Origin of the sequence: Dermacoccus abyssi, assembly GCF_003515945.1 — a bacterium.
Taxonomy (GTDB): domain Bacteria; phylum Actinomycetota; class Actinomycetes; order Actinomycetales; family Dermatophilaceae; genus Dermacoccus; species Dermacoccus abyssi.
The window spans coordinates 14,113-40,478 of the sequence record NZ_QWLM01000004.1; the positions used below are offsets into that span (position 1 = coordinate 14,113).

22 protein-coding genes are annotated in these 26,366 nt (G+C 70.0%); 5 read left to right on the forward strand and 17 right to left on the reverse strand.

Annotated elements, in window-relative coordinates; genetic code table 11:
• Nucleotides 1-36 precede the first annotated feature (36 nt).
• Entirely contained in the window at nt 37-2,823 is a 2,787-nt protein-coding gene (gene ppc / locus D1832_RS04585) for a phosphoenolpyruvate carboxylase (protein WP_118912825.1), read from the reverse strand.
• Nucleotides 2,824-2,898: 75 nt separating this feature from the next.
• Here ppc and D1832_RS04590 point away from each other — a divergent pair, with 75 nt between their 5' ends.
• The gene (locus D1832_RS04590; protein WP_182434657.1) at nt 2,899-3,522 is read left to right on the forward strand and encodes a LysE family translocator; all 624 of its coding nucleotides are present in this window, start codon (nt 2,899-2,901) and stop codon (nt 3,520-3,522) included.
• Nucleotides 3,523-3,603: 81 nt separating this feature from the next.
• Here D1832_RS04590 and D1832_RS04595 read toward each other — a convergent pair whose 3' ends face one another.
• Nucleotides 3,604-4,515, reverse strand: coding sequence for a DUF559 domain-containing protein (locus D1832_RS04595; protein WP_118912826.1), 912 nt, complete (start codon nt 4,513-4,515; stop codon nt 3,604-3,606).
• Nucleotides 4,516-4,678: 163 nt separating this feature from the next.
• Nucleotides 4,679-5,869: an MFS transporter gene (locus D1832_RS04600; RefSeq protein WP_047310517.1), complete on the reverse strand. Its 1,191-nt coding sequence runs from the start codon at nt 5,867-5,869 to the stop codon at nt 4,679-4,681.
• A 132-nt stretch (nt 5,870-6,001) separates the two neighbouring features.
• Here D1832_RS04600 and hrpB point away from each other — a divergent pair, with 132 nt between their 5' ends.
• Entirely contained in the window at nt 6,002-8,557 is a 2,556-nt protein-coding gene (gene hrpB / locus D1832_RS04605) for an ATP-dependent helicase HrpB (protein WP_118912827.1), read from the forward strand.
• Here the strand turns inward: hrpB and D1832_RS04610 are convergent.
• Nucleotides 8,548-9,849 carry an MFS transporter gene (locus tag D1832_RS04610; RefSeq protein ID WP_118912828.1) on the reverse strand — a complete coding sequence of 434 codons (1,302 nt, stop codon included), beginning with the start codon at nt 9,847-9,849 and terminating at the stop codon, nt 8,548-8,550. The genes hrpB and D1832_RS04610 overlap by 10 nt on opposite strands.
• A gap of 159 nt (nt 9,850-10,008) precedes the next feature.
• On the reverse strand, nt 10,009-12,027 hold the full coding sequence (locus tag D1832_RS04615; RefSeq protein ID WP_118912829.1) for a thioredoxin domain-containing protein: 2,019 nt from the start codon (nt 12,025-12,027) through the stop codon (nt 10,009-10,011).
• Nucleotides 12,028-12,039: 12 nt separating this feature from the next.
• Here D1832_RS04615 and D1832_RS15530 point away from each other — a divergent pair, with 12 nt between their 5' ends.
• Nucleotides 12,040-12,192: a hypothetical protein gene (locus D1832_RS15530; protein ID WP_206609351.1), complete on the forward strand. Its 153-nt coding sequence runs from the start codon at nt 12,040-12,042 to the stop codon at nt 12,190-12,192.
• On the opposite strand, the gene D1832_RS04620 is transcribed toward D1832_RS15530, so the two are convergent.
• Together D1832_RS04620 and D1832_RS04625 are read right to left on the reverse strand one after the other, a co-directional pair.
• Complete coding sequence (locus D1832_RS04620; protein WP_182434658.1) at nt 12,176-12,409, reverse strand: hypothetical protein; 234 nt, start codon at nt 12,407-12,409, stop codon at nt 12,176-12,178. The genes D1832_RS15530 and D1832_RS04620 overlap by 17 nt on opposite strands.
• Before the next feature lie 74 nt (nt 12,410-12,483).
• Nucleotides 12,484-13,653 carry a phosphatase domain-containing protein gene (locus tag D1832_RS04625; protein WP_147362611.1) on the reverse strand — a complete coding sequence of 390 codons (1,170 nt, stop codon included), beginning with the start codon at nt 13,651-13,653 and terminating at the stop codon, nt 12,484-12,486.
• A 103-nt stretch (nt 13,654-13,756) separates the two neighbouring features.
• Between D1832_RS04625 and D1832_RS04630 the strand changes: the two genes are divergently transcribed.
• Both D1832_RS04630 and D1832_RS04635 read left to right on the forward strand, forming a co-directional pair.
• Nucleotides 13,757-14,044, forward strand: a complete 288-nt coding sequence (locus D1832_RS04630; protein ID WP_047310523.1) for a GNAT family N-acetyltransferase — start codon at nt 13,757-13,759, stop codon at nt 14,042-14,044.
• Nucleotides 14,041-15,198, forward strand: a complete 1,158-nt coding sequence (locus D1832_RS04635; protein WP_206609352.1) for a glycosyltransferase family protein — start codon at nt 14,041-14,043, stop codon at nt 15,196-15,198. Before D1832_RS04630 ends, D1832_RS04635 begins: the two co-directional genes overlap by 4 nt.
• Here D1832_RS04635 and D1832_RS04640 read toward each other — a convergent pair.
• From D1832_RS04640 to D1832_RS04685, 10 genes are read right to left on the reverse strand one after another with little or no spacing between them, the layout of a single operon-like run.
• Nucleotides 15,123-16,004, reverse strand: a complete 882-nt coding sequence (locus D1832_RS04640) for a glycosyltransferase family 2 protein (protein WP_047310524.1) — start codon at nt 16,002-16,004, stop codon at nt 15,123-15,125. The genes D1832_RS04635 and D1832_RS04640 overlap by 76 nt on opposite strands.
• On the reverse strand, nt 15,994-17,025 hold the full coding sequence (locus tag D1832_RS04645) for a glycosyltransferase (protein ID WP_118912833.1): 1,032 nt from the start codon (nt 17,023-17,025) through the stop codon (nt 15,994-15,996). Before D1832_RS04645 ends, D1832_RS04640 begins: the two co-directional genes overlap by 11 nt.
• Nucleotides 17,022-18,104 carry a glycosyltransferase gene (locus tag D1832_RS04650; protein ID WP_241510860.1) on the reverse strand — a complete coding sequence of 361 codons (1,083 nt, stop codon included), beginning with the start codon at nt 18,102-18,104 and terminating at the stop codon, nt 17,022-17,024. Before D1832_RS04650 ends, D1832_RS04645 begins: the two co-directional genes overlap by 4 nt.
• Nucleotides 18,101-18,838 carry a glycosyltransferase family 2 protein gene (locus D1832_RS04655; protein ID WP_241510861.1) on the reverse strand — a complete coding sequence of 246 codons (738 nt, stop codon included), beginning with the start codon at nt 18,836-18,838 and terminating at the stop codon, nt 18,101-18,103. Before D1832_RS04655 ends, D1832_RS04650 begins: the two co-directional genes overlap by 4 nt.
• Nucleotides 18,835-20,034: a glycosyltransferase gene (locus D1832_RS04660; protein ID WP_118912835.1), complete on the reverse strand. Its 1,200-nt coding sequence runs from the start codon at nt 20,032-20,034 to the stop codon at nt 18,835-18,837. The genes D1832_RS04655 and D1832_RS04660 overlap by 4 nt, the downstream gene beginning before the upstream one ends.
• The gene (locus D1832_RS04665; protein ID WP_118912836.1) at nt 20,027-21,019 is read right to left on the reverse strand and encodes a glycosyltransferase family protein; all 993 of its coding nucleotides are present in this window, start codon (nt 21,017-21,019) and stop codon (nt 20,027-20,029) included. The genes D1832_RS04660 and D1832_RS04665 overlap by 8 nt, the downstream gene beginning before the upstream one ends.
• Nucleotides 21,016-21,924, reverse strand: a complete 909-nt coding sequence (locus D1832_RS04670; protein ID WP_118912837.1) for a WcbI family polysaccharide biosynthesis putative acetyltransferase — start codon at nt 21,922-21,924, stop codon at nt 21,016-21,018. Before D1832_RS04670 ends, D1832_RS04665 begins: the two co-directional genes overlap by 4 nt.
• Nucleotides 21,921-23,270, reverse strand: coding sequence for a bifunctional PIG-L family deacetylase/class I SAM-dependent methyltransferase (locus D1832_RS04675; RefSeq protein ID WP_118912838.1), 1,350 nt, complete (start codon nt 23,268-23,270; stop codon nt 21,921-21,923). The genes D1832_RS04670 and D1832_RS04675 overlap by 4 nt, the downstream gene beginning before the upstream one ends.
• On the reverse strand, nt 23,267-24,262 hold the full coding sequence (locus D1832_RS04680) for an acyl-CoA dehydrogenase family protein (protein ID WP_241510862.1): 996 nt from the start codon (nt 24,260-24,262) through the stop codon (nt 23,267-23,269). Before D1832_RS04680 ends, D1832_RS04675 begins: the two co-directional genes overlap by 4 nt.
• Nucleotides 24,259-26,325 carry a catalase gene (locus D1832_RS04685; RefSeq protein ID WP_118912840.1) on the reverse strand — a complete coding sequence of 689 codons (2,067 nt, stop codon included), beginning with the start codon at nt 26,323-26,325 and terminating at the stop codon, nt 24,259-24,261. The genes D1832_RS04680 and D1832_RS04685 overlap by 4 nt, the downstream gene beginning before the upstream one ends.
• Nucleotides 26,326-26,366 lie beyond the last annotated feature (41 nt).

Consider the following 26,366-nt stretch of genomic DNA (forward strand, 5'->3'; position numbering starts at 1 on the left):
CCAACTGCCCGAACGACCGTGGGCAGCGGAGAGCCGTCAGCCCGAGTTGCGCAGCGCCGTGGCCAGCCCGTTCATCGTGAGCAGGATGCCGCGCTTGAGCTGCGGGTCGTCGTCACCGGCGCGGTAGCGACGCAGCAGCTCGACCTGGAGGTGGTTGAGCGGTTCGAGGTACGGGAAACGGTTGAAGACCGAACGCTTGAGCGCCGCGTTGTCCCACAGTAGGTCGTCGTGGCCCGTGATCTTCTCGTACATCGCGAGGGTGCGCGCGTGCTCGTCACGGATCTGGCCGAAGACGCGCTCACGCAGCTCCTCGTCCTCGACGAGTTCGGCGTACTCGGCGGCCAGACCGAGATCCGACTTCGCCATGACCTGCGCCATGTTGGAGATGACGGTCTGGAAGAACGGCCACCGCTCCGCGTACCCGCGCAGCTGCTCGAGCCGCGTCTCGTCGACACCGATCCACCGCTCGAGGGCAGCACCGGTGCCGTACCAACCCGGCAGCATGACGCGGCACAGCGACCACGACATGACCCACGGGATGGCGCGCAGATCGTCGATGGAGTTCGTCGCCTTGCGTGAGCTGGGGCGCGAACCGATGTTGAGCTCGCCGATCTCGGCCACGGGCGTCGACGTCTTGAAGTACTCGACGAAGCCGTCGGTACGGTGCACGAGGTCGCCGTACGCCTCACGGGCGAGCGCCGCGATCTCGTCCATCGCGGTGTAGGCGGCCTCCACCTCGTCGGGCTCGAGGCCCTCGACGTCGAGCAGCGACGATTCGAGCGTCGCGGAGACGAGCGCTTCGAGGTTGCGCGTGGCGAGCTTCGGCTCGGCGTACTTCGCGGCGATGATCTCGCCCTGCTCGGTCAGGCGAAGCGAGCCGCGGACGGCGCCGGGTGGCTGCGCGAGGATGGCCTCGTAGCTCGGGCCGCCACCACGACCGACGGTGCCGCCGCGGCCGTGGAACAGACGCAGCCGGATGGCGGCGTCCTCGGCCACCTCGACGAGGTCGAGTTCGGCGCGGTACAGCGCCCAGTTGGCGGCCATGTAGCCGCCGTCCTTGTTGGAGTCGCTGTAGCCGAGCATGATCTCCTGCAGCCCACGCTTGCCGTCGACGAGCGCCCGGTAGGCGGGCACGTCGAGCGCGGCGCGCAGCGTCGTCGCGGAGACCTGGAGATCCTCGATCGTCTCGAACAGCGGCACGATGTTCACCGAGCAGACGGGCGTGCCGCCGTCGACGGTGAGCAGGCCCGCTTCTTTGAGGAGTACGGCCGTCTCGAGCATGTCGGAGACGCTCGTGCACATCGAGATGACGTAGTTCGGCACGGCCTGCTCGCCGAACGTCCGCACCGCGTGAGCGGCGGCCGCCGTAATGGCCAGCTCCTTCTCCGTCGTCTCGCTGAACGACGCCGACGGGCCCGCAAGGGGTCGGTTCGACGCGAGCTCGGCGGTGAGGAGTTCGACGCGGGCGTCCTCGTCGAGCGAGGCGTAGTCGTCGTGCACGCCCGCCCAGGCGAAGAGTTCGGCGATCGTCGCCTCGTGCGTCTCGGAGTTCTGACGCATATCGAGGCCGTAAAGGTGGAAGCCGAACGTGCGCACGGCCTCACGCAGGGTGGCGAGCCGGTCGTCGGCGATGAGGTTGTCGCCGGTGCTACGCAGCGACGCGTCGACGACGTCGAGATCCGCCAGCAGATCCTCGGGCGTCTCGTACGCCGGAGCGGCTGCGTCGAGCGTCATCGCCTTGGCGTGCGCCTCGGAGAAGAAGGCCTCGAACGTCACCGACAGACGCGCGCGGACCCAGGCGAGCGCCTGACGATACGGCTCGTCATCGCGCGCGTCACCGGCGTCGGCGCCGCGCTTGGCGAGGGCGAGGAGGTCGTCGCTCGTCGGCGACATGCGAACGGACATCGACAGGCTCTTCTCGAGCTGCGCCAGCTCGTCGAGGTAGTGCCCGACGGCCGTCTCGGACGCGCGCCGCGTGGCGTAGTCGACGACCTCGCCCGTGACGTTGGGGTTGCCGTCACGGTCGCCGCCGATCCACGAACCGGCGCGCAGCATCGGCTCCGCGCCGATGCCCTTGCCCGGGTACAGCTCGTCGAACGCGGTGCGCAGGCCGGCGTTGATCTGCGGCATGACGTCGAAGAACGCCGCGTCGTACCAGCGCAGGCCGGCGTCGATCTCGTCGGTGATCGTGATCTTCGACAGGCGGATCAGGGCCGTCTGCCACAGCGTGAGGACCCACAGCTTGATCTGGCGCAGGTTCTCCGCGTCCTCGACCGGGTCGAGGGTCATGCGCTCGCGTTCGCGCATGAGGGACTTGATGTGGCTCTGCGCCTCGAAGACCGTGCGGCGGCGCGTCTCGGTGGGGTGGGCCGTGATGACGGGCACGACGCTCGCGCCGGCCAGGCGCTCGGCCGCGAGGTCACCGTCGATACTCGCGCCCGCGAGCTTGCGGTAGGTGGCGGCGAGGGAGCCGTCCGGGGCCTCCTCGCCCGCCGCGATGTGGGTGGAGCGGCGGCGCTCGCGGTGCAGATCTTCGGCGATGTTCGCGAGCAGCGCGAAGTGGCTGAAGGCGCGGATGACGTGGAGGGCGTCGCGGGTGCCGAGGCCGGTGAGCGTGTCGCCGAACGATGCGCGGTCGACCTCCTGGCGACGCACGCCGAACGCGCGCACTCGGGCGTCCTCGACGAGGCCGAAGACGCGCTCGCCCTCGTGCTCACGCACGACGTCGCCGAGCAGGCCGCCGAGGAGGCGGATGTCGTCACGCAGCGGCTCGGTCTGGGAGCGGTCCGCGTCGGTCGTGATGAAGTGCAGTGGTTCGGACATGCTCACCAGTATGCCGAGAGCGGAGGGCGCCACGACGGAGCGTCCAGTCGGCGAAGCGTTCCCTACGATGGCCCGGTGATCTCAACCGTGGTGACGGCGCTCGGCCTCGGGCTGGCCGCCGGCATCAGCCCCGGCCCCCTGCTCGTCCTCGTCGTCACCGCGACGTTGCGCGGCGGGCTGCGCCGGGGCCTCGCCGTGGCCTGTGTGCCGTTGCTCAGCGACGCCGTCGTCGTGGGCGTGACGCTCCTTGCGCTGGGCCGGATGCCGACGTCGTGGCTGGCCTGGCTCGGTGTTGTCGGTGGCATCGCGGTGGCTGCGGTCGGCGTGCAGACGATGCGCGAGGCCCGTTCGGAGAGCCTCGCGCTCGGCGCCGGAGCCCCACGCCGCACGGGTCGTGACGAGGTGCGCCGCGCCATCGCGCTGAACCTCGTCAGCCCGCACCCCTGGATCAGTTGGCTCACGTTCCTCGGGCCGCTGACGGTGACCGCGTGGCGCTCGAGTCCGGCGGCCGCGATCGCGTTCGTCGCGGTGTTCTACCTCATGCTCGTCGGCGCGAAGGCCGTCCTCGCCGTTCTCGTCTCCCGCGGGCGCGACCGACTCACGGACACCGGTTACCGCCGCGCCGTCGTCCTCGCCGGATGGGCGCTCGTGGCACTCGGCCTCGTCATGGCCGTCGAGTTCGCGACGAAGCTCGTGTGAAGTGAGCAGCCGGCCCAACCTGTGAGTGTTGGCCCAGTGTGTGAGCGGCGCCGGTCACAGACCGGGCCAACACTCACATCGTTATGCGGCCGTCGCCGCAGCTCGCGCCAGCATCGAGCCCACATATCCGGGGCGACGCATGTCATCGAACGTGAAACGCAGCACTCGATATCCGAGGCGAGTCAGCGCCATCTCCCGACGTTTCTCGCGGCGGAGGTCGTCGGGTGAGGCGTACTTTCCCATTCCGTCGAACTCGACGACGACGTTCGTGCCCTCGATGACGAAGTCGACCCGGGCCACGAACCGTCCGACGTCGTCGTGGACGACGACCTGCGGCACGAGTCGCACCCCGGCCACGTGTGCCTCCCACCGCACCAGTGACTCGCCGACCGATTCCACCCGACCATCGGCCAACGAGACGGCCAGGCGCGCCTCGCGAGCGCCGGGGCGCTTCCCGAAGACCTGCGACGCTTGGAGCAGGCTGGACCTAGTCACGCCCGCGTGCGCGGCGGCGTCCGCCGTCACCAGTCCCGCTCGCGGACCGTGGGCAGCGGCAATCTGAACGCAGGCCTCCTCGAGCCGCTGACATCGCAGGCCTTCGACGACCACGGTCTCGCTGCCCCACGGCATGAAGGAATGCAGCACTCCGCGCGAAGCCTGCACGCGAGGTCGGCGGGAGACCTCGACCCGTTCGGGTTCGGACAGGACGGCCACGCATTGAGCCACCGCGCTGGAACGTCCGACGAGGTACAGGTCTGGCCGTCCGGCCAACAGACTGCCGCAACGTCGAAGGTGAAGGCATCGGGCACGCTCGAACGCCGTGACGCCAACGAGTGGTGCCACGATGAGGTAGTCCCCACCGCCCAACGACTCCAGTAGTCCGGAGGAGACCCAGGAGGCGAGGGTGCGTTTCGACACGCCCTGCCGATCGGCGTCGGAACGGTGGAAGTCATGGCGGCCTTCGGCGAGACGGCGCTTCAGCGGTTCGGTCATGCCGTCAGCGTGCGTCGCGTCGCCTGCCTCGTGCCGACGTCGGGCCCGCCGCCTGTGGAAAGGGGTGTCAGAGCGTCATACCTGGGGAAAACAACCTGTGAGTGTTGGCCCAGTGTGTGAGCGGCGCCGGTCACAGACCGGGCCAACACTCACATCGTGCGCATCAGCGCGCGGCTGCGCGGGTGATGCGCCGTCGGTAGGCGACGACCATGAGCGTCGCCGTCAGCATGCCGATGGCGGCGACGACGTAGACCGCGTGGATGCTGCTCGTGTCGAGCACGAGGGCTCCGAGCGCGGCGCCGCCGGCGATGGCGAAGTTGAAGATGCCCGAGTCGAGCGCGGCTGCGGGCTCGGCATAGTGACGCGCCGACGTAAGCACCCAGTGCTGAAGCACGACGGCCATTGCGCCGCCGAACAGGCCCCAGATCGTCATGGCGATCGCCGCGACGATGGGTGCGCCCGAAATCATGAGTACGAACACGCCGACGGTCATGCCGGTGGTCACGAGCAGCAGCGCGAGCATCGGGCGCGTGCGCATGATCGGCGCCGAGCCGACGTTGCCGATGAGGCCCGCAACACCCATGAGCAGCAGCATTCCGCCGACGCCGGCCTCGCTCACGCCCGCGAACTCCTGCAGCGCCGGGCTCGCGTACGTGTACGCGCAGAACTGCGCGACGACGAGCACCGCAGTGACGAACAGGGCCAACCGCACCGGGCCGATCGACCACGCGTGGCGGTAGCCGTCGAACGTGAAGCGCTCCGTGACGAGAACGCGCGGCACGAGCACCCACAGCGCGCCGGCCGTCACGAGGCACAGGGCGGCGAGGACGAAAAAGGCCGTGTGCCACGTCCACGTCGTGCCCAGCCAGGTGCCGAGCGGAACGCCGAGAATTGTGGCCGCCGCGGCGCCGGTGAACGCGACCGTCGTCGCGAGCGCCGCGCGCTCCGGGCGCACGATGCGTGACGCGACGATGGCGATGAGCGCCCAGAACACGCCGATGCCGAGGCCCGCGATGAGGCGCGCCACGAGGTAGACGGCCACGTTCTGCGCGGCCGCCGTCGCTGCCGTCGCGGCACTGACGAGGAGCAGAGCAACCACGAGCACGAGGCGTCGGTCGAGCGTGCCGATGACGACGCTCGTCGACAGACCCATGACACCCGCGACGGCGCCGGCGAGCGTCACACCGAGACCCACGGCGCCCTTCGACGCACCCAGGTCGTCGGAGATGAGGGTGAGAACGCCGATCGGCAGTTCCTCCACCGTCACCATCGCGAAGATGCCGACGGCGAGCGCCACCACTCCGGGCCAACCCGAGTCGCGCAGTTCTCGAAGCGACGACACAGACCTGGGCATGACGCCGTGACTCCTTCTCGCAAATGACGGTGTTGAGGTCCACTCTCGCAGGCCGGGCGGCCACCCACGTCATCGCCCTGACGCTGCGTCGCTCGGGTTGCCGCTGGCGTGCGTCGCGCCCGGCACGAAAGGATGGCGAACGTGCCTGAATTCGACCTCGACCGCATCGGCGCGGGGCTGCCCTTCGCGGCGTCACTCGACGCGTTGCGCGATGCCCTGACGCGGGGCGTCGCCGTCGTTCAGGCACCGCCGGGTACCGGTAAGACGACGCTGGCGCCGCCGCTCGTGGCGAACCACGTCGCGGGTGTGGGTCGTGTGATCGTGACGCAGCCGCGACGGGTCGCGGTGCGCGCAGCGGCCCGCCGGCTGGCGCAGCTTTCCGGCACGACGCTGGGCGAGCACGTCGGATATGCAGTGCGCGGTGATGCGCGCACGAGCGCGTCAACGCTCGTCGAGTTCGTCACGCCGGGACTGCTCGTGCGCCGCCTGTTGGCGGACCCGGAACTGACGGGTGTGGCCGCCGTCGTGCTCGACGAGGTCCACGAGCGCTCACTCGACTCCGACCTGCTCGTCGGCATGCTCGCCGACGTGCGCGAACTGCGCGACGATCTCGCCCTCGTCGCGATGTCGGCCACACTCGACGCCCCGACGTTCGCCGGCGTCCTCGGCGGGGACGACGGCGCCGCGCCGCTCGTCGACTGCCCCTCGGCGCTGCACCCGCTGACGCTCGACTGGGCGCCCTCCGACGCACCACGCACCGATGCGCGCGGCGTGACGCGTGACTTCCTCGACCACGTTGCCCGCGTCGCGGTCGACGCTGCTCGCACCAGCGACGACGACGCTCTGGTGTTCCTGCCCGGCGTGCGCGAGGTGTCGCACGTGGCCGACGCCGTCCGCCGTGCCCTACCGGATCGTGACCTGCTCGAATTGCACGGGCGCGTCGACGCGCGCGAGCAGGACCGCATCACGGCCGGGCGCGGGCCAGACGAGCCGCGGCGCGTCATCGTCTCGACGGCGATCGCGGAGTCGTCACTCACCGTGCCGTGCGTGCGGCTCGTCATCGACGCCGGCCTGTCGCGCGAACCGCGTCGGGATGCGGCACGCGGCATGGCGGGCCTCGTGACGGTGGCGTGCTCGCGCGCATCCGCCGAACAGCGCGCCGGGCGCGCGGCCCGTCTGGGGCCGGGACGCGTCGTGCGCTGCTACGACGAGCGGACGTTCGCGCGGATGCCCGAGCACGTCACGCCGGAGATCTCGACGGCCGACCTCACCTCCGCAGCGCTGACGCTCGCCGCGTGGGGCACACCCGGCGGCGTCGGGCTGCGGTTGCCGACGGCGCCACCCGCTGCCGCGCTGCGGGCCGCGAACGAGTCGCTCACCGCGCTCGGGGCGTTGGACGGTTCGGATGACGGCCGTCTCACCCCGCTGGGTCGCACCCTCGCGGGCCTGCCGACCGACCCGCGCCTGGGGCGGGCGCTGCTCGTCGCGGGCGAGGGAGTCGACGTCTGTCGGGCCGCCGGGGTCGTGGCGGCCCTCTCCGACGATCTCCGCGCGAACGACGCCGACCTCGCCCGCGCTTTGCGAGAGCTGAGCGGCCCCACCCGAGCTCGGTGGTCGAAGGAACGCGACCGCCTCACCCGCCTCGCTGAACACCGCCCGAGCGAACCGGAACGTGACGCGCCGCCCGTGCCCGGGGAGTGCGCCGACGGGTTCGTCGTGGCCCTCGCCTACCCCGAGCGGGTGGCTCGGCGAGTGACTGACGGCGTCTACCTTCTCGCTTCGGGCACCCGCGCGGCGCTTCCGCCGAATTCGCCCCTGCGCCACCACGAATGGCTCGCCGTCGCCGACGCCACGCGGGCCGACGGACGCGTCGCACAGGGCACGGGCGCCGTCGTCAGGCTCGCCGCGCCGCTGACGCGCGAACTGGCCGAGCGCGCCGCGAGCCACCTCCTCGTCGACGAAGTCCGCGCCACCTGGGACGACGGCCGTGTCACCGCGCGTCGCGTGCAGGCCCTCGGCGCGATCGAGTTCTCGGCTACCCCGACGAAGCCGACACCCGAGGCCGCGCGAGCGGCCGTCCATGACGCTCTGCACAGGCACGGCCTTGACCTGCTCACTTGGAGCGACGAAGCCACTGCTCTGCGTCGCCGCCTCGCCTTCCTCCATCACCACCTCGGCGAGCTCTGGCCGGCGATGGACGATACGAGCCTCCTCGACCGCGCCGACGAGTGGCTCGGCCCGGAACTCGACGTACTCGCTCGCGGGGCGAAGGCGTCGTCGGTGCGGTTGCTCGCCCCGCTACGTCGTCTGCTTCCCTGGCCCGAAGCGACCCGCCTCGACGACCTCGCTCCCGAACGCTTCGAGGTACCGAGCGGCTCGCGCATCCGGGTGAGTTACCCCGAGGACCCGGCCGATCCACCGGTCGTCGCGGTGAAGCTTCAGGAGTGCTTCGGGCTCGATGAGACCCCGCGCCTGGCCGACGGCCGCGCCCCGGTGCTGTTCCACCTGCTCTCACCGGCGGGGCGTCCGCTCGCGATCACCGACGACCTCGCGTCGTTCTGGGCCGGGCCGTACGCGGGCGTGCGCGCCGACATGCGCGGGCGCTACCCCAAGCACCCGTGGCCCGAGGATCCGACGACGCACGTCGCCACCGCGAAGACGAAGAACCGTCTCGGTTCTCAGCGGTAGCGGCGCAGGAACAGCAGCGACACGACGACGAGCACGGCCGGCATCACCGTGAAACCGAGCGCCACGGCGGTGATCGCCTGGCCGGTTTGGGTCGCGCCGCCTCCGGTCGACGGTGCGTACCCACCGAGTGCCAGCACGGCGGCGTAGAGGAACGGGCCGAGGGCGAGGCCGAGTGTCTCCCCCGCGGTCCAGACCCCGGTGAACGTGCCGATGCGGTTCTCGCCCGACGCCGTCGCGTCGTCGGCCGCCACGTCCGGCAACATCGCCATCGGAAAGAGCTGAATGCCCGCGTAGCCGACGCCGACGACAGCGAGCGTCAGGGCTGTCGCTGCCATGCCGACGTTCGAGGCCCACCACGTCGTGAGCGCGCCCACCGCGAAGACGAGGGACGCCACGACGTAGCCCTGTCGCTTGTCGCGACGCTCGGCGAAGCGCTGCCACAGCGGAGTGACGAGGAGCGCGGGCCCGACGAAGCAGACGAACAGGATGGTCGCCGCACCGTCGTCCTCCAGGACCCAGCGTGCGACGTAGTCGACGCCGGCGAGCATCGCTCCGGTGGCGAGGGCCTGGATGATCCACGTGCACACCAGGTTTCGGAAGGCACGGTTCGCGCTGACGACGCGCAGTTGCTCCCGTAGCGACCCCACGGAACTCGTCGTCACGCGCGCAGTGACGCCGGCGGTCCCACGCCACGACGCGAGCGTGCCCACTGCGATCAGGGCGCCGACGAACAGTCCGACACCCCAGTAGCCCACCGCGTCACGCACGACGGGTGCGAGGCCGCCGCTCACGAGGATGGCGAGCGCGAGCACGGCGACGCGCCACGTCATGAGGCGGGTGCGTTCGTCGTAGCTGGAGGTGAGTTCGGCGGGCAGCGCCATGTACGGCACCTGGAAGAACGCGTACGCGCTGGCGCACGCGAAGTAGAGAACGACGACCCAGATCGCCCCCGCCGTCGTCGAGCTCGGCCCGAAGAAGAGCAGAGCGAACAGGACGGCGAGGGTCAGGCCACCGCGCAGGAGGAACGGGCGTCGGGCTGATGCGCCGCGCCGATCACTGATGCCGCCGACGATGGGGTTGAAGACGACGTCCCACGCCTTCGGGAGAAAGACGAGAAGGCCGGCGAGCCACGCCGCGACACCGAGGTTGTCCGTGAGCAGGGGCAGAAGGAGCAGCCCCGGAACGGCGCCGAACGAACCCGTCGCGACCGATCCCAAGCCGTACCCCGCGCGCACGCGAGTGGGCAGAACGTCGTCCGCGCGCACCCCGTTCGCCGCGCCCCCACTCGTCATGCGCGTGACGGAAACAGCGCCGAAGCACGAGCCAGGCAGGATTCGGACATTAGCCCGGGTCGGTGCAGGTGACGCAGTTCGGTGCGCGTGACGCAGTCTGAGCCAGTTCGAACCGCGTCAGCTGCACCGACGTGCGTCAGCTGATGTCGGGCGGCCGGGTCAGACCTCCCGCAGGCTCCGCTCGAGTTCGCCGACGTCCGTCGTCGGCGCATCGCAGACGAATCCCCGGCAGACGTAGGCAGTGGCACGGCCGCCTGTGGCCGGGCGGTCGGCGAGCAGCGGAACGCCCTCGGCATCCGTACGGCCCACCACTCGCACGAGGCCAGGGCTCGTCGCCTGCCAGGCGCCGGTGGCCATGGCGTCAGTGTCGGGCGAAGCGCCGTCGCTGACGATCGCCACCTGAACCGGGCCCGCCGCGAGCGCCTCGGCTGCGGTGAGCGCCCACCCGGCGAACCGGGGCGCCTGACGCGCGATGGCACCCAACTGCCCGATAGACACCTCCGCGAACTCGCGGTAGTCCGCCTCTCCCGTGAGCGCGAACGCCATGACCGCCGCGCTCGCCAGGGCCGACGCGCCGCACGGCTCGGCGTTGTCACCGGTCGAACGGGGCCGGGTGAAGAGCTGTTCGGCGTCCGAGCCCGTGTCGTAGACGACGCCGTCCGTGACGAAGAGGTCGCGCGAGGCATCGAGCAGCTCTGTGGCGTGCGCGAGGTAGCGCGCTTCCCCGGTGGCCTGGTGGAGCACGAGTAGGCCCTCGGCGAGGTTGCCGTAGTCGTCGGCACAGCCGAGCGCTTCGCTCACCCCACCGCCGAGCGAGGTGCGGCGCAGCCGACCGTCCATGACGTGTGATTCGAGCACGACGTCGGCCGCGGTGCGCGCCGCGTCGAGCCAGCGCGGCTCGTCGAGAATCATGGCCGCCTCCGCGAGTGCTGCAATCGCGAGTCCGTTCCAGGAGGTGACGACCTTGTCGTCGCGGGCCGGCTGAGGCCGCCGGTCGCGGGCGGCGAGCAACCGCGAACGAACGTCGTGCCACCACGCGTCGGGGTCGCCCACCTCGTCCGGGGCGAACATGTCTCCGGGGTCTCGGCGCAGCTGCAGCGTCGAACTGCCGTGCTCGAACGTGCCGTGCGGCGTCACCTCGAGCAGGCGCGCAGCGCGAGCACCGTCCTCGTCGCCGAGTACCTCGACGAGCTGCGCCGGCGTCCACGCGTAGGTGAGTCCTTCGACGCCGTCGGTGTCCGCGTCGAGTGCCGAAGCGAACGCGCCCTCGTCGGTGAGCAACCGACGCAACATGAACTCGGCGGTCTCGACCGTGACGCGACGAGCCGGCGCCGAACCTGTGGCACGCAACAGGTGGGCGTAGACGCGCAACAACTGGGCGTTGTCGTACAGCATTTTCTCGAAGTGCGGCACGACCCACGCGGCGTCGACGCTGTAGCGCGCGAAGCCGCCGTCGAGCTGGTCGTACATTCCGCCGCGAGCCATCGCCTCGCAGGTGCGCTCGGCCATGGCGAACGCGTCGGCGTCACCCGTCCGGGCGTGGTGCCGCAGGAGGTGTTCGAGCGTCATCGACGGCGGGAACTTGGGGGCTCCCCCGAAGCCGCCGCGAGCGTCGTCGAACTCGCGTCGCAACGCCGTGATCGACGCGGCGAGCGCTTCGTCGTCGAACTCGGTAGCACTGGTGGAGGTCTTCGCCGTCATTCCGCTCACGGCGTCGACGATGGCGCGGCCACTCGATTCGGCGCGCTCACGGTCGGTGCGCCAGACGTCGTCGATGGCGGAGAGCACCTGGAGGAAGTGGTCGCGCGGGAAGTACGTGCCCGCGTACAGAGGTGCAGCGTCGGGCGTGAGGAACACCGTCATGGGCCAGCCGCCATGGCCGGTGAGCGCCTGCGTGACGTTCATGTACACGGCGTCGATGTCGGGGCGTTCCTCGCGGTCAACCTTGATGGCGACGAAGTTCGCGTTGACGACGGCCGCGACCTCAGGGTCTTCGAACGACTCGTGTGCCATGACGTGGCACCAATGGCAGGCCGCGTACCCGACGGAGAGCAGGATCGGAACGTCGCGCTCACGCGCCTCGGCGAACGCAGCGTCGTCCCACTCGCGCCAGTCGACCGGGTTGTCGGCGTGCTGACGAAGGTACGGGCTCAGGGATACGGCAAGACGATTGGCCATGCCTCGACGCTAGTGGCCGGCACCGACAGGAACAACGAACATCGGATGCTCGTGCAGCATCGAACGCGCGCCGACGCAGTGCGTTCGGCGATCGATCTGTTCACGCGCCTGCCCGACGAGGGCCTGGGCGCGCTGGACAGCGGCGGTGTTACGCCGCGCGACTGAGTTCCGTCACGGTGTCGGCTGTGGCGTCCACGGCCTCGTCCTCGTCGGGTGAGACGAGCACCGCGTCGAACATCCGCTCCTCCACCGTCGCCAGCACGAAGATCAGGACGAACATCACGATCACCGAGCTCACGACGAGGAGAAGCGACTCTTCCAGGCTCATGCCCTCTACCGTGCCACCTTCGGGCAACGCTGGAAAGGTCAACACCCCGAACACAGGTGAACGTTCTGTAACGCTCCGGCACATACCGATTCGATGCATTTTGCGAAGGGATCGGTGTGTTCCAGGTGTCAGAGACCCGCTGCGGCAGCGTCGCGCTGGACGAGTGACCGAATCGTCTGCTCCTGCTCCGGTGTCTCCCAAGCCATCTCGTCGAGCAGTCGATTCGTCTCCGCGAGCACCCGCTCCACGCCCGCCGGCGAGACGAGACCGAGCTCCCGCGCCTTCGCCGCAGCACCCACGTACGTGTCGATCACCCAGATGTTCTTCGCGGCCAACCTCTCTCGTTCAGCCGGAGCCATCGCAACGACGTCATGGATGAACACGGCCCGCACGACGTCGCCGTGCGCCTCGACGATGGCCTCCCCCACAGCGATGTCGCCCTGGCCCGAGTCGCCGATGAAGACGAGGTCGTACTCGGGGTAGAGCTTGGCGTAGTGGTCGATGTTCTCGACCTTCTTGGCCGCCATCGAGTCGTGCGTCGCGAGGTTGAAGATGCTGCCGGTCATGATCGACATGTCCGCCAGCCCGGCCTTCGTCAGCGTCTCGCGGCTGTGGCCCTTCATGAGCCCGAGCGCATCCGAGGGCCGCGCCGTGACGAAGGTGAGGTCGCCCCGCGAGATCGGCTCGTCGCGCGGGCCCAGGTCGAGTGCCTCGTAGAACTCGAGCACGCCGGGGATGACGCTGCCCTTCGGGTAGCGGTCCTCGTGGATCTTCCCCAGCGCCGTGTCGTCGATGTCCGACAACGCCTTCGCCTGACGCTCCCCGTCGAGCGACGAGCTCGCCGCGAAGTGGGCGAGGATCTCCTCGCGGATGCCCTCGTCGTCGACGTCGGAGAACACGAGGCCCTCGAGGTCGTGGCGGCCCTTCGCGAGGTTGATCGTGTTCTTCAGGTGCGACAGGTCGTTGCCCGCGTGCGAGAGCAGGATGTCGCGGATCGCCGCTTCCATGACCTCGTCCGTGTGGCCCTCCTGCATACCGCGGATGATCGACGCCTGCGCGTGCAGGCCGAGGTCGTCACGACGCTCGTAGGCCAGAAGCTGCACGAGGTCGTCCCGGTGATCGCGGCCGATGAGCCGGTTGTCGACGCTGTCGAACAACTCGACGGTGTCGAGCTTCTCCATGGCCTCGTCGAGCTCGGCGGCGGGCGCGGAGCGCAGGATGTCGAGCACTTCGCGCTCCTCGGAACGGCTCGTCGAACCGTCGATGAGGGCGGTGAGCAGATCGAGGGTGCTGGGCACGGTGTCCTCCTGTGGGGCAGGGCTCGTCGGCGAGCGGCGGGTCGCTGCGTTCACCCTAGCGAGAGCCACCATCAACGCAGCCTGCGCGTGGCAGGGTGGGGGCATGAGTGATGTCATCTCCGTCCAGAAGAACGCCGAGACCGGCCGCTTCGAGGGCTTCCTCGACGGCGAGCTCGTCGGCATCGCCGACTACCGCGAGTCCGGCGACGTCGTCGACATGCCGCACACCGTCGTCCCCGAGCAGTTCGCAGGCCGCGGTTTCGCGGGCCAGATCGTCAAGTTCGCGCTCGACGACATCCGCGCCGGCGGCAAGAAGGTGCAGCCCACCTGCCCGTACGTCGACTCGTGGATCAGCAAGCACCCCGAGTACGAGGATCTGCGCGCCTCGTGATCTGCGAAGGACGGCCACCTGCAGCCCTGCGGGTGGCCTCCGTTCCGGCCGACCACCCCTACGTCCGTCACCTCGCGCCACCGCCCGGTGACGAGGCCGATGCCGGTCGCCGTGTCCTGCGCCTCGCCGACCCACCCGTGGTCGGTGAGGACGGCAGTGTGCGCTGGTGGCCGCCGCGGATGCTCCAACCGGGCTGGGTCGCACGAAACGCTACGGACTTCGACATCCTGCACGTCCACTTCGGGTTCGAGTCGTTCACTCCACACGCACTGGCCCGGGTGGTGCGCGAGTTGCGCGAACACGGGAAGGCACTGGTCGTCACCGTGCACGATCTGGTCAATCCGCACATCCCCGACGAGCGCGTTCAACTCGATCGGTTGGACGTGCTCGTGCCGTCAGCGGACGCCGTGGTGACTCTGACCGAGGGTGCTCGAGACGTCATCGAGAAACGTTGGGGGAGAAAAGCGCACGTCGTCGCGCACCCTCACATCGTCGAGCTGGATGACCTGTCACGAACAGAGGCCGCCCCGTTCGCACCCGCGACGCCCCGTCCGCGCGTGGGTGTGCACCTCAAGAGTTTGCGAGCCAATGTCGATGCTCTCGGAGCGTTGCACGCCCTCGCTCTCGTGAGTGAGTTCGCCGACCCCGTCGTCACCATGCACGCCGTCACGGACGACCCGCGGGATCCCAGTCACGACCCCGAGGTCTCCCGGTTGGCGCACGAGCTGGCCGACGCCGGGCGCATCGATCTCGTTCTTCACGAGCCGTACGACGACGCTGCCCTCCACGCCCACCTGCGCTCGCTCGACGTCAGCCTCATGCCCTACCGGTGGGGCACCCACTCGGGATGGATCGAGATGTGTCACGACCTCGGCGTACGCGTCGTCGCCCCCGACATCGGCTTCTACCGAGAGCAACACGAGCCCACGCTCTACCCTCTCGGTGCAGACGGCGGGCTCGACCCCCGCACGGTCGCAGACGCCGTCGCCCGCGCTTTGGCGCAGCCCCGACCGCCCGGCGCCGCCGCGCAGCAGCGAAGAGCCCAGCGGCTCGACATCGCTCGCGCTCACGCCGCGATCTACGAGCGCGCCTGCGCCGCAGCGGCACGGCCTGCGTCGGTGAGTTCCAGCGACGCATCGCTCCACACGACGTAGCCGCTCGCAGCGAACTGCGCCAGCCACCCCTCCATCGGCCAGGCCCCCCACCGCTCGCGATACACGCCTGCGTTGCGCACGATGTCGACGAGATGGTGGACGGGCGGCATCACGCTCGGATGCCATTGATGCACCACGTGGGCTCCCCCGACCCATGCCATTGACACCCCCGCAGTCCGGGCGCGCTGCCCGAAATCCGTGTCCTCGGCGCCGTAACCCACATAGGCCTCGTCGAATCCCCCGATACGGTCCCACACGTTGAGCTCCAACCCGACGGCGAGGGACCACAGCAGACGGTGGGACTCGTCGACGACGACCCGACCACTCGGTGGCGCGGGGCGCGCAGAATGGGGATCCACCCACGGCATCGCCTCGTCCGGCGAGCACCCCTCCAGACGTCGTTCGGGCGGCAGGTAGGTCACGACGGCGTTGAGGACGGCAGACTCGCCCAGGCGTTCGGCGGCGCCGTCGAAGGCCTCGAGGAAACCTGGCAGCGGCGCACAATCGACGTCGAGGAGAACGACCCGCCGAGCCCCGTGCTCGCGCGCCGCCTCGACCCCTGCGTTGCGTGCCCGCGCCGTGGGCATGCCCCGTGGATCGTCGTCGACCGAGGCCAGAACGACGTCACCCCACACTCCTGCGGCACGCAGGTCGTCCTCGAGATCGGGCATGTCGACACCCACCACGACATGAAGAATGCCCGGTGCCACGGCTCGGAGGAATCGTCGTTGGTTGACGAGATGCGTCAGGCGACCGCGCACCGGCGTCACCACGACTGTGCGCCCGAAGCGCGAATCATGGGGCACGACAAGCTCCTTCGACGACGTCGACGGCACGCTGCGCCGCCTCCTCGGTCCTCCACGCGCGCCAACCGGCGCCGACCGGCCCCCGTCCGCGACGCGCTACCTCGGCGAGGGCTCTTCCCGTGGCGCGAGCCACCTCGTCCGCCCCGGATTCCACCGGTACGACACGGGCGATGCCGGTCGCGGCGAGGCATCGCCCCATGGTGGCCTGCTCGTCGAACGGCCTGCGTTGGGCCACGACGACGGCGGGGGCCCCGAAAGCAGCCACGTCGGCTATCGCGTTCTGTCCGGCGTGGGTGACGACGACATCGGCCTGTGCCAGCAGGGTCTCGATCGGCGTCGCACCGGGCGCCGTACTCGGTGTCCGCCACCTCACTTCGGGCGTTGCGGCGCGCACGACGTCGGGCAACGTCGGGTCGTCCCAGCCTTCACCGCCGACGAGGAACACGCCGACGGCCTCCTGCGACGGCACCCGGTGGGAGGTCGCGCACGCGCCGTCGAAGCGGGTCAGACCACCGACTTCGAAGAGCGCGTCGCGCCACGGTTCGAGGTGCGCATCGAGTCCGACACCGGGTGGCCACGGAGCCAGCAAGGCTGCCGCCATGTCGTAGGCGAGCCGGTGCGGCGCATCGTCCCGCTGTCCCGGTTGCGTGACAACCACGACGGGCACGCCGAGCAGCCGCACGAGGGCCGCCACCTCCACCGAGACGTCGACAACGACCACGTCGGGCGCCTGGGAGTGCACCCACTGCGCGATCCGGCACGCGCGCTGCGCGTAGCCGCCGCCCAGGGGTGCCCAGTGAAGCGCGCCACCCGCCTGCGCATCACGAAACGGTGCGTCCTGGCGCTGGTCGTCACGGGGGAGAACAACTGCCTCGAGACGCGGGTCGTCCGCGGTCTCGGGCAGTGGCCCGCTGCCGAGAAACGTGACGGCGTGGTCTCGCGCTGCGGCGGCGCGGCCGATGACACCCGCCCTCGTCGCGTGGCCACGACCGTGGTGGTGAACGTAGTAGCCGATTCTCATGCGTTTCCCGTCGCGTCGGCGAGCGTGCGGAGGTGTTGGTCCACGAGTCGTTCGACGCCGAACCGCCGTTCCGCCTCAGCCCGCACGGCACGCCGATCGAACGAACGCAACGATCCGAGCGCCTGAACGAGCGCGGCCACCCGGACCTCGTCCCGCGTCCCGGGCCCGTCGGGCACGAGCACACCCGTGGCCTCAGTGACGGCTTCACGCACACCTCCCCGCTCGAGTGCGATGACGGGCGTGCCGCAAAGCGACGCCTCGACGGCGACGAGGCCGAATGGCTCCTCCCACACCGGCGTCACGAGAAGGGCATCGCTCGAACCGAGAACGCTCGCGATGTCGGCGGACCCGAGTGAACCGAGATGTGTGATGTCGTTCCCGAGAAGCGGTGCGACCTGGCTCTCGAAGTACGCTCTGTCACTGACCGGGCCGACGAGGCGCAACGGACGGCCGGCCAGGCGAGCCGCAACGGCTGCGAGGTGCGGTGCCTTCTCCGGCGTGATCCTCCCGACCCAGGCGAGCGCGCCGTCGTGCGCACCCGGCCCGAGTGTGAATGCCTCGGGGTCGGCGCCGTTCAGGACGACCCGAGCATCGACGGTGGTCCACTGCGCGGCGAGTGCGCGCGAGACGGCGACGTACCGCGCCGAGGGCGCCGCCAGGGCCGCACCGAGCTCCATCCACGGGAACGGCGGCGTGTGCAGCGTCGTGACGACCGGTGCCGCCAACGCCGGCGAGAGGGACATCGGCAGGTGATGCAGGCTGTGGTTGGCCACGACGTCGATGTCGCGTCGCGCGATGAGTGCGGACATCGCGCTCGTGAAGGCATGGTGATCGGCGAGGAAGGGCGCCTCCGGCACCTGGGGGTCGAGCGCCGCCACCTCCGAAAGGCGTGGCAGCTCGGGGTAGGTGATCACCTCGTCGGCCAGCGAAGCGGGAGTTCCCGGCGCAGCGTGCAGGACGACGTGATGGCCGCGTCGGCGAAAACCCTCGACGAGGGCGGCGGTGAGTGCCTCCTGGCCTCCGGCGAACGGGGCGACCAGCGGGTTGCGGTTCGTCGCGAGGACAGCGATGCGCATCATGAGACCCCCCGTGTGAGGTTCTTCAGATAGGTCGCGAACCCACCGCTCGCGCGTGCCTCGAGCCGACTCGACGTCACCACCCGGTGCGCGTCGGTCGCACGAACACGCACCCCGGGTGCCGCGCGCAGGCGGCCGACGAGATCGGCGTCCTCGTGCAGGGTCAGAGCGCGGTACCCGCCGACGGCGAGGTAGGCCGAGGCCCGGACCCCCAGGTTCGCACCGTGGACATGGGGGTGGTCCTCGACGAGGTGGTGTCGCTCGAGCCACAGGGCACGATCGTGCAGCGGCAGCGTCGCGTCCGGTTCGACGGTGCCGACGAGCGCGTCCTCACCGGCTCGGGCAGCGGAAAGATGCGTTGAGATCCAGTGGCCGGGCACGATGGTGTCGGCGTCGGTGGAGGCCAGCCAGAGTGTGTCGGGTTCGTGACCCGCCCCGGCATGAAGTGCGAGCGCTCGCGCGTTCCCAATGGCGCGCGCCAACCCGACACCACCGGCCATGACGGTGATCGATTCGAGTGCGGCACGCCCCGCCTGGTGCCACGCCTGGGTGGCGGCGCGCACGACGGTGTCGCTGCCGTCCGTGCACGAGTCGAGCACGACGATCGCGCGCAGGATGACATCGGCATGTGGGCCGGCAAGCTGGAACGACGCGTGGAGCGCCTCGAGGCAAGCAGGTAGGGCGAGCACCTCGTTGCGAGCCGGGATGACGACGGTGAGGGCGTCCACTCGTGTCATGGGCGACGCCCCCGGGCTTCGAGGTCGACGCGTGCGCTCGGGTCGAGTGACATCAGGATCCCCTCGGCGAACGGGCGGGCCGCGACGCCGAGTGCCCTGTCCCGGGTCCGTGCACCGGCCACACCCCGCGCCTCGTGCGGTCCGACGCCCAGTGTCGCGAGGAACTCTGCGGGCTCGCACAGCTCGATGGCACCCTCGATCTCGACGAGGAACTCCGCTCGTGCCAACAGAGCGTCATCGCCCGAGACGGTGACACGCGGGTCACGAGCCAGCGGCGTGTGGAGGCGGCGATCGGGGCGCACCTCGACATCTCCGAGGGCCAACCACGAGAGCAGACAGGCGTGTTGGGCGCTCGACGTCATCTCGCCGACCTGCCAGCGCACGACGGTGCGCGGTTGACGCCACACGCCACCGTGGCCCCGCACCGACGGTTGCGGGATGCGTTCCGCGAGGGCCAGTTGTTCGTGCTCCTTGGCCTCTGCGAAACCCTGACGCCCGGCGGCGTCCGGGCCGTCGTGCCACGCCACTGCGTTCGGAACGTGACGCAGCGCAATCCCGGCATTCCAGGCGCGGTACGCGAGATCCCAGTCCTCACCGCCATAGCCGACGAGTGAGGCGTCGAAACCGCCGAGCGCGGTGAATACCGCACGGGGTAGAGCGAGCACAGCGCTGATGACGTAACGCCAGTCATCAGGGCCCGCTTCGGCGAGGTCACGGGTGCGCGCGTAACCCTCACGCAGCCATTGCGGTTCCTCGAGGAGCGGAAGGTGGTCGTCGGCGAGCTCACCGGCGGCCAGGGCGGCTACGCCCGCGCGCCCCAAAGCGCTCAGATCGGCGTGCCGACGGCGCCCGACGACGAGGGCGTCGTCCGCGCACGCGGCGACGACGCGTGCACAGAAGTCAGGTTCGGGCACTGTGTCGCCGTCGAGGAACACGAGGTAGGGCGCCGTACCTGCGCGTGCTCCCATGTTGCGGGCAGCCGCCGCCCGGAACCCTTCGTCCGCCTGCGTCAGCACCCGGACTCGGGCCGGCACGTCCGGCAGGTGCGCAGAACCGTCGTCGGCGACGACCACGTGCAGCCGATCGGCCGGGTAGCGCTGCGCGGTCAGCGCATCCAACACCCACGCGAGTCGCTCCGGGTCGTTGTAGTGGGTGACGACGACGTCGACGTGCGGCAGATCCGTCAGGTCACGCACGGCTCACCACCTCGAGCACCTCGGCCTGCGTCCGAGCGGCCTGCTCCGTCGTGAGGAGACCGTCGCGGCGTCCGCCCGTGAGAGTGCTCGCAAGATTCTCACTCGCGGCGGCAACGGCGTCACAGAACTCCGGCGGGTCGACGACGGTGAGAGCCCACGGTGCGTGACGGGCGAGCTCCTCGACCCACGGGTTGCGCAGGACAACGGGACGACGTCCTGCCGCGATCCAGCGTCCGATCGATCCGGAGGCGGAGATGTGACGATACGGGGCCACCGGCACGCTGACCCCGGCGATCTGTTCGTCCATCCGCTTCTCGGTGAGGTGGCCGGTCACGGTACACGCCACCCCGGCCTGCATCGCCTGCATCTGCAGCTCTTCGAACAGTGCCTCATGACCGGGGCCGAGGGCACCGAGCAGACGAAGACCGCGTCCGATCCGTGCGGCCGCCGTGAGCGCCGCACCTGGGTTCTTACCGGGGTGGACGAAGCCGAGGGCGCCAACCGGGCCGACCTGCATCCGCCGCGTGACGCGCGAGGGCGCGAGCTGCGACACGTCGACGGGCAGTCGCACCACGGCGTCCACCGGTCTCGATGTCATCTCCTCGAGCAGGTCGCGCTCGTGTTCGCTGCACACCTGGATCGACGCTGCCAGGTCCACGAGTCGACGGTAGGTCTCGCGGCGCCGCGCGAATCGCGGTTCACCTTCGGCCGGTTGGGGGATGTCGTGGAGCGTGAGGTGAACCGGGCGGGCTGTCGTCGCCAGCTCGCCCACGGCGAGGGCGATGGCGTCCGCGTCGTCACCAAGCAGGTGATCGGTGACGTGGACGTGAACGTCCCCCTGCCCGCTGCGAAGCGTGGCTGCGAGGTCACGCGCACCGGGACCGACGTGACGTAGCGACACCCGGTGCGCGCCCGCGACGGATCGGCCATGATGCGTGACACCGTGCGTCGGCGGCCCGAGCAAGAGGTGTTCGACCGTGCTCATGCCGCCGACTCGAGAATGTGCAAAGCCGACGCATGGCGTGCGAGCGCGTCATCGAGCCCCCGCGGGTGCCGGGAGTACCAGGCGAGGTGCGCCTCCCGGATCCGTTCGGAGGGTACGCACTCGCCGTGCACGACCCACGTGTCGTCGGTATCCGGCGCGAGATCGTTGACGGCGGCAGCGGCCTCCTCGATCGGTGCAACGACCGATCCGAGCAGCACCCGCCCGGGGTCGAATGCACGAGGAGCGCCCAGTGCGAGCCGCTCCCCGATCCGTCCTGCCACGCCGGTGAGCACGGCGTTCGTCGGGTGATTGACGACGTGCACGGTGCGCTCCCCGCGACGCGCGAGAAGATCGTCGACGACGAGCGCTCCGTGCCGGTTCGTGCGCTCACGAAGGGCAGCGAGCGACATCTCTCGCAGGGTGCGCGCAGCCGCCAGGCGGATGCGGGTGCGACGACCTGTCGCGGCCTCGAGGACGGTGCGCAGATCGTGGTAGGGCACGAGGGGTGGCTCCCCCTCACTGCTGCGGACGATGGCCTGGGTGGGGTGTAACCCCGCCCAGCGCAAGACTGGCACGACGCAGTTCGTGAGCTGCGGCGCGGCCTCGTGCAGGTCTGCGGTGCCGATGGGCAGACCCCGGTAGCTCTTCACGATCGGCTGCGTGACGAGCAGGCTCGCACAGGCGAGCAGGCGGCGCAGGTGCGGCACGTCGTCGGCCGTCATCTCGTGCGCCGGCACGAGACGCGCCGTCGTCACGGCGTCCGGATAGCACCCCTGGAGCAAAACGCGCAGGGACTCTGCCTGGCAGTTGCCGTGCACGAGGAGCAGGGGCTTGTCCTGCGGCAACGGGGTGAGGCCGTAGAAGACGCCGTAATGAAGGTTGCGCGGCGTCGCGTCGACACTCATACCCGCTCCTGCGGTTGGTGGACGACGATGCTCACGTCGCTGTCACGGTACTCGGCGACGACGGGCCACACCGCCCGCAACTGCGCGTCCACGAGGGTGCCGTCGAGGGGAATCTCTTGGGTGGACGCCAACCAGTTCGCGGCGAGCACGACACCACCGGGGGCGAGCAGCCGATCGACCTGCCCGATGAGCTCCGCGATCGCGCGGCCGTCGAGGAAATAGCCGATCTCGCTGAGCACGACGAGGTCGTATCCGGTGTCGATCCCACCGAGGTCTCGGGGTACCTGCGCCCGACGCCACTCGACGTTCGTCACCGATCGACGCCGAGCACGCGCGAGCGCCTCATCGCTGATGTCGAGCGCGAGAACGCTCTCGGCGCGCTCGGCGAGCTGGGCTGTGAGTGCCCCGGTGGAACAGCCGATGTCCAGCACGCGACCGAGCCGCTCGTTCGGCAACACGGCCGCCACGAGAGCGCTGCGGCGACGCTCGTACCAACTCGACTCGACGTTCCACGGATCGTCGCTCTGCGCGAACATGGCATCGAAGGAGGTCGAGGGGGTGATGCCCTGGGACGCGGCGTGCGGGAGCACGCCGTCCGGATCGACGAGCACCTCGGTGAGTCGCGCGAAGTGCGCCATGACGCCACCGTCGAGCACCTCGGGCGCCGCTGCGACCCCGGTGAGACCGTTCGTCTGCGAGCGGTAAACACCGATCGCGTCTTGTTTGCGGTGCAACGACCGTGCGTCGGGGACGGCGAGCACGACCCGGTCCCAGTCGAGCGTGTCGGGGGTTGCCCAGTGCCAGAGCCACACGGGGTAGTGGATGCACGAAGCGGATGCCGCACGTGCCACCTGGGCCGCCACGACGCCGGTCGTGTCGTGGTCGATGTGGCCGTCCTGACTCCACGGCGCGAGGACGAGGGTCGACTCGTCGACGAGGGGTGCGAGCCGTTCGGCCAAGGCCGCGCGAGCCGGCGCCACACCCCCGTCGGGAAGCCCCAGACGATGGACCGCCCCGCCCACACCGAGGGCTGCGAGCGCCGCGTCGTACTCACGCCCCCGCCATTCGGCGAGCACGGCCTTGGCTCGCGCGTCGGCGCTCGGGTACGCGGCTTCACCGTCCGTGACGAGCACGGTGTCGATGGGCAGACCCGACGCGGCAGCCTGTGCGACGAAGGCACCCGCGCCGAGCGTCTCGTCGTCTGGGTGGGCGGAAACGACGAGCAGCCGCTTCCACCGCTCGGTGAGCGCGCCCATGTCGACGGCCGGCAACCGCGACCAGGCCACGGTGTCGAACCACGACTGCTCCGAACGACCGGGCTCCCGGGCCGACCAGGTGCCGCTCACTCGCCGGTCCCTTCGAGCACGGTTGCACCGATCGCCGCGAGGTCGCGCTCGGCGTGGTGTTGACGAAGGTAGACGGTGAGGTCGGCCACCCGACGTGCGTGTTCCTCGTCACCGGTGAGGGGGCCGGGGCCGAGGGCGTGCCCGACGCACGAGAGGGCGTTCTCGGCGACTTCCGCCACGACGGCCCGGGCCTGCGCGGCCAGCCTCGAGCCATCCGTGCCGGCAGCCTGCCCCGCATCGATGCGCGACGCCGCATCGGCGAGCGTCACGTCGAGCACGTGACGGTAGGTGGAAAGGCGCCCGAGATGCATGAGGGCGATCTGGTCCGGCTCGCGCCTCTCCGCGGCGTTCGTGACCGTCCGCGTGAGGGCGTCGACCGCTCCTGCCCAGATCGCCGCGACCCCGACACCACCCCAGGCGAAGCCGTCGCGTCCGAGATAGAAGCCCGGCTCGCCGACCGGTTCGGCCGGCGTGTCGACGAACGTCACGGAGGGCGAGCGAACCGCGCTCAGTCCACGCGCCACCCACGGTGCCGATGAGACGTGGACGCTGGAGTCGTCGAGTCCGAGGGCGAACAGCCTCTGCCCCTCGGGGGTTCCCACGGTGACGAGCGCGTGGGTGAGTCGGTCGGCGAGGGAGCACCACGGCTTGGTGCCGCTGAGGCGCCACCCCGCACCCGTGTGCTCCGCGCGAAGCTCGGGAGCCCGGCTCGCGAAGACGCCCCACGTCGATGCCTTCGTCACGCCAACGGACAGGTCGAGGGGCTCGACGCCGGCCTCCGCAAGGATCGTCAACGCGTCGAGGTGAGGCTCGAGGGTACGCGCCGTCGTGAGATCGAACGCTCCGAGCTCGCGCAGCAACCCGAAGTAGGCCGACGTTTCGCGACCCAACAACGCGGCGTGTTCGCACAACGTCGGAGCGACGGCAAGCGCCGCCCCGACGTCACCAGCGGGAACGTCGGGGCGGGCGCCGAAGAGCGTGGTTCGGTTCAACCGCGCACCTCTCGCTCCCAGAACCGCAGCGCCCGGCAGGTCTCGACGAAGCTCGAAGCGCCGTCCGCATCCGCGACGGCGACGAAGCCCTCGTCGACGCGACTCGAGACCCCGGCTGCGTCCAGCAGGCCCTGAGCATCGGGGCCGACGGCGATGAACTTGTCGTGCGCGAGCGCGTCCGTGACGAAGTCACGCGCTTCGGCGATCTCGCCCAGCACCGTCGCGCCCTGCGCCGACGGCAGCAGAGCCACCGCGTCGAAGAGAACGGAGGGGCCACCTGCCACGGCGTGGTCGGCGGGCAGCTTCTCGCCCGAGTCGAGCGTCACACCACCGATGGCGGGTGCGACGACCTGGAGCGTCGCGCCCTCCTTCTCCAACGCGCTGCGCAACGCGCCGATCAGCTCTGCGCTCGCACCTTCGCTGACCAGGGCACCGACCGTGCGTCCGGCGAACGTCTTCGGCCCGTTCCTGACGATGCTCAGCGCGTCCGACGTGGGCAGGTCGTGACGCGGCTTCACCTTCGCCGGGGACGCTTCGGGCAGTTCCATCGCGAGCTGCTCCGCCACCCGCTCGGCGAGAGTGTCGTCCACGTTGCGCAGATTCGCGAGCATGCGCGTGCGGATCTCGGCGATCTCGCACTTGCCGAGCTCGAACGCGAACGCGTCGACGATGTGCTGCTGCTCGACCTCGCTCTGGCTGCGCCAGAACTGGTTGGCCTGGCTGTAGTGGTCGGCGAACGACTCGGCCCGCAGACGACGCATCGTTCCCTCGACCTGCTCGGGGTAGGCCTTCGGCTCGAACGTCGTCAGGGCGCGTGGCCCACGCTCGTCGCCGCTGAACCCGTTGGGCTCGTAGTTCGCACGGCCTGGCTGAAGGCTCGTCTGCATGGCCCCGTCGCGCTGGAAGTGTGCCACCGGGCAGCGCGGCGCGTTCACCGGCAGCTGGGCGTGGTTCGTGCTGCCCAGACGCGACAGCTGCGTGTCGAGGTAGCTGAAGTTGCGCCCCTGCAGCAGCGGGTCGTCGGAGAAGTCGATGCCGGGCACGACGTTCTGCGTCATGAAGGCGACCTGCTCGGTCTCGGAGAAGACGTTCTCCACGGTGCGGTTCAGCGTCATCCGGCCGAGCGGGCGAACTGGCAGCACCTCCTCCGGAATGATCTTCGTCGCGTCGAGCACGTCGAAGTCGAAGCTGTCGGCGAACTCGTCGTCGAAGATCTGCACGCCGAGCTCCCAGCTCGGCAGGTCGCCCGACTCGATGGCCTCGTACAGGTCACGACGGTGGAAGTCGGCGTCAGCTCCGTTGATCTTGACGGCCTCGTTCCACACGACCGACTGCAAACCCTGCTGCGGCTTCCAGTGGAACTTTACGAACTGCGCCTTGCCCTCGGCCGTCACGAAGCGGAAGGTGTTGACGCCGAAGCCCTCCATGAAACGGAAGCTGCGCGGGATGGCGCGGTCGCTCATGTGCCACAGGAGCATGTTCGTCGACTCGGGCATGAGCGAGACGAAGTCCCAGAACGTGTCGTGGGCGCTCGCCGCCTGCGGGAAACCGCGGTCCTGCTCCTCCTTGACCGAATGGATGAGGTCGGGGAACTTGATCGCGTCCTGGATGAAGAACACCGGCATGTTGTTGCCGACGAGATCCCAGTTGCCTTCCTCGGTGTAGAACTTCGTCGCGAAACCACGCACGTCGCGCGCGAGGTCGAACGAACCCTTGTTGCCCGCCACCGTGGAGAACCGGACGAACACCTCGGTCTGGCGGCCCTTCTCCCCGAGCAGGTGAGCGGCCGTGATGTCGCTGTGGTCGTCATAGGACTCGAAGACGCCGTGGGCGCCGTAACCACGCGCGTGCACGACGCGCTCGGGGATGCGCTCGTGGTCGAAGTGCATGATCTTCTCGCGCATGTGCGCGTCCTGCATGAGCGTCGGGCCGCGGTCCCCCGCGCGCAACGAGTTCTGGTCGTCGTAGACGACGCTCCCCTGCTGCGTCGTCATGACATCGTCGTCGCGGACGTCCTGGTGGATCTCGTCTGCGTTGCCTCGGGTCGTGTGCGGGTCAGCCATGGGGACCTCCAACTTCATGGGCGCACCTGCTCCTGGCGGCG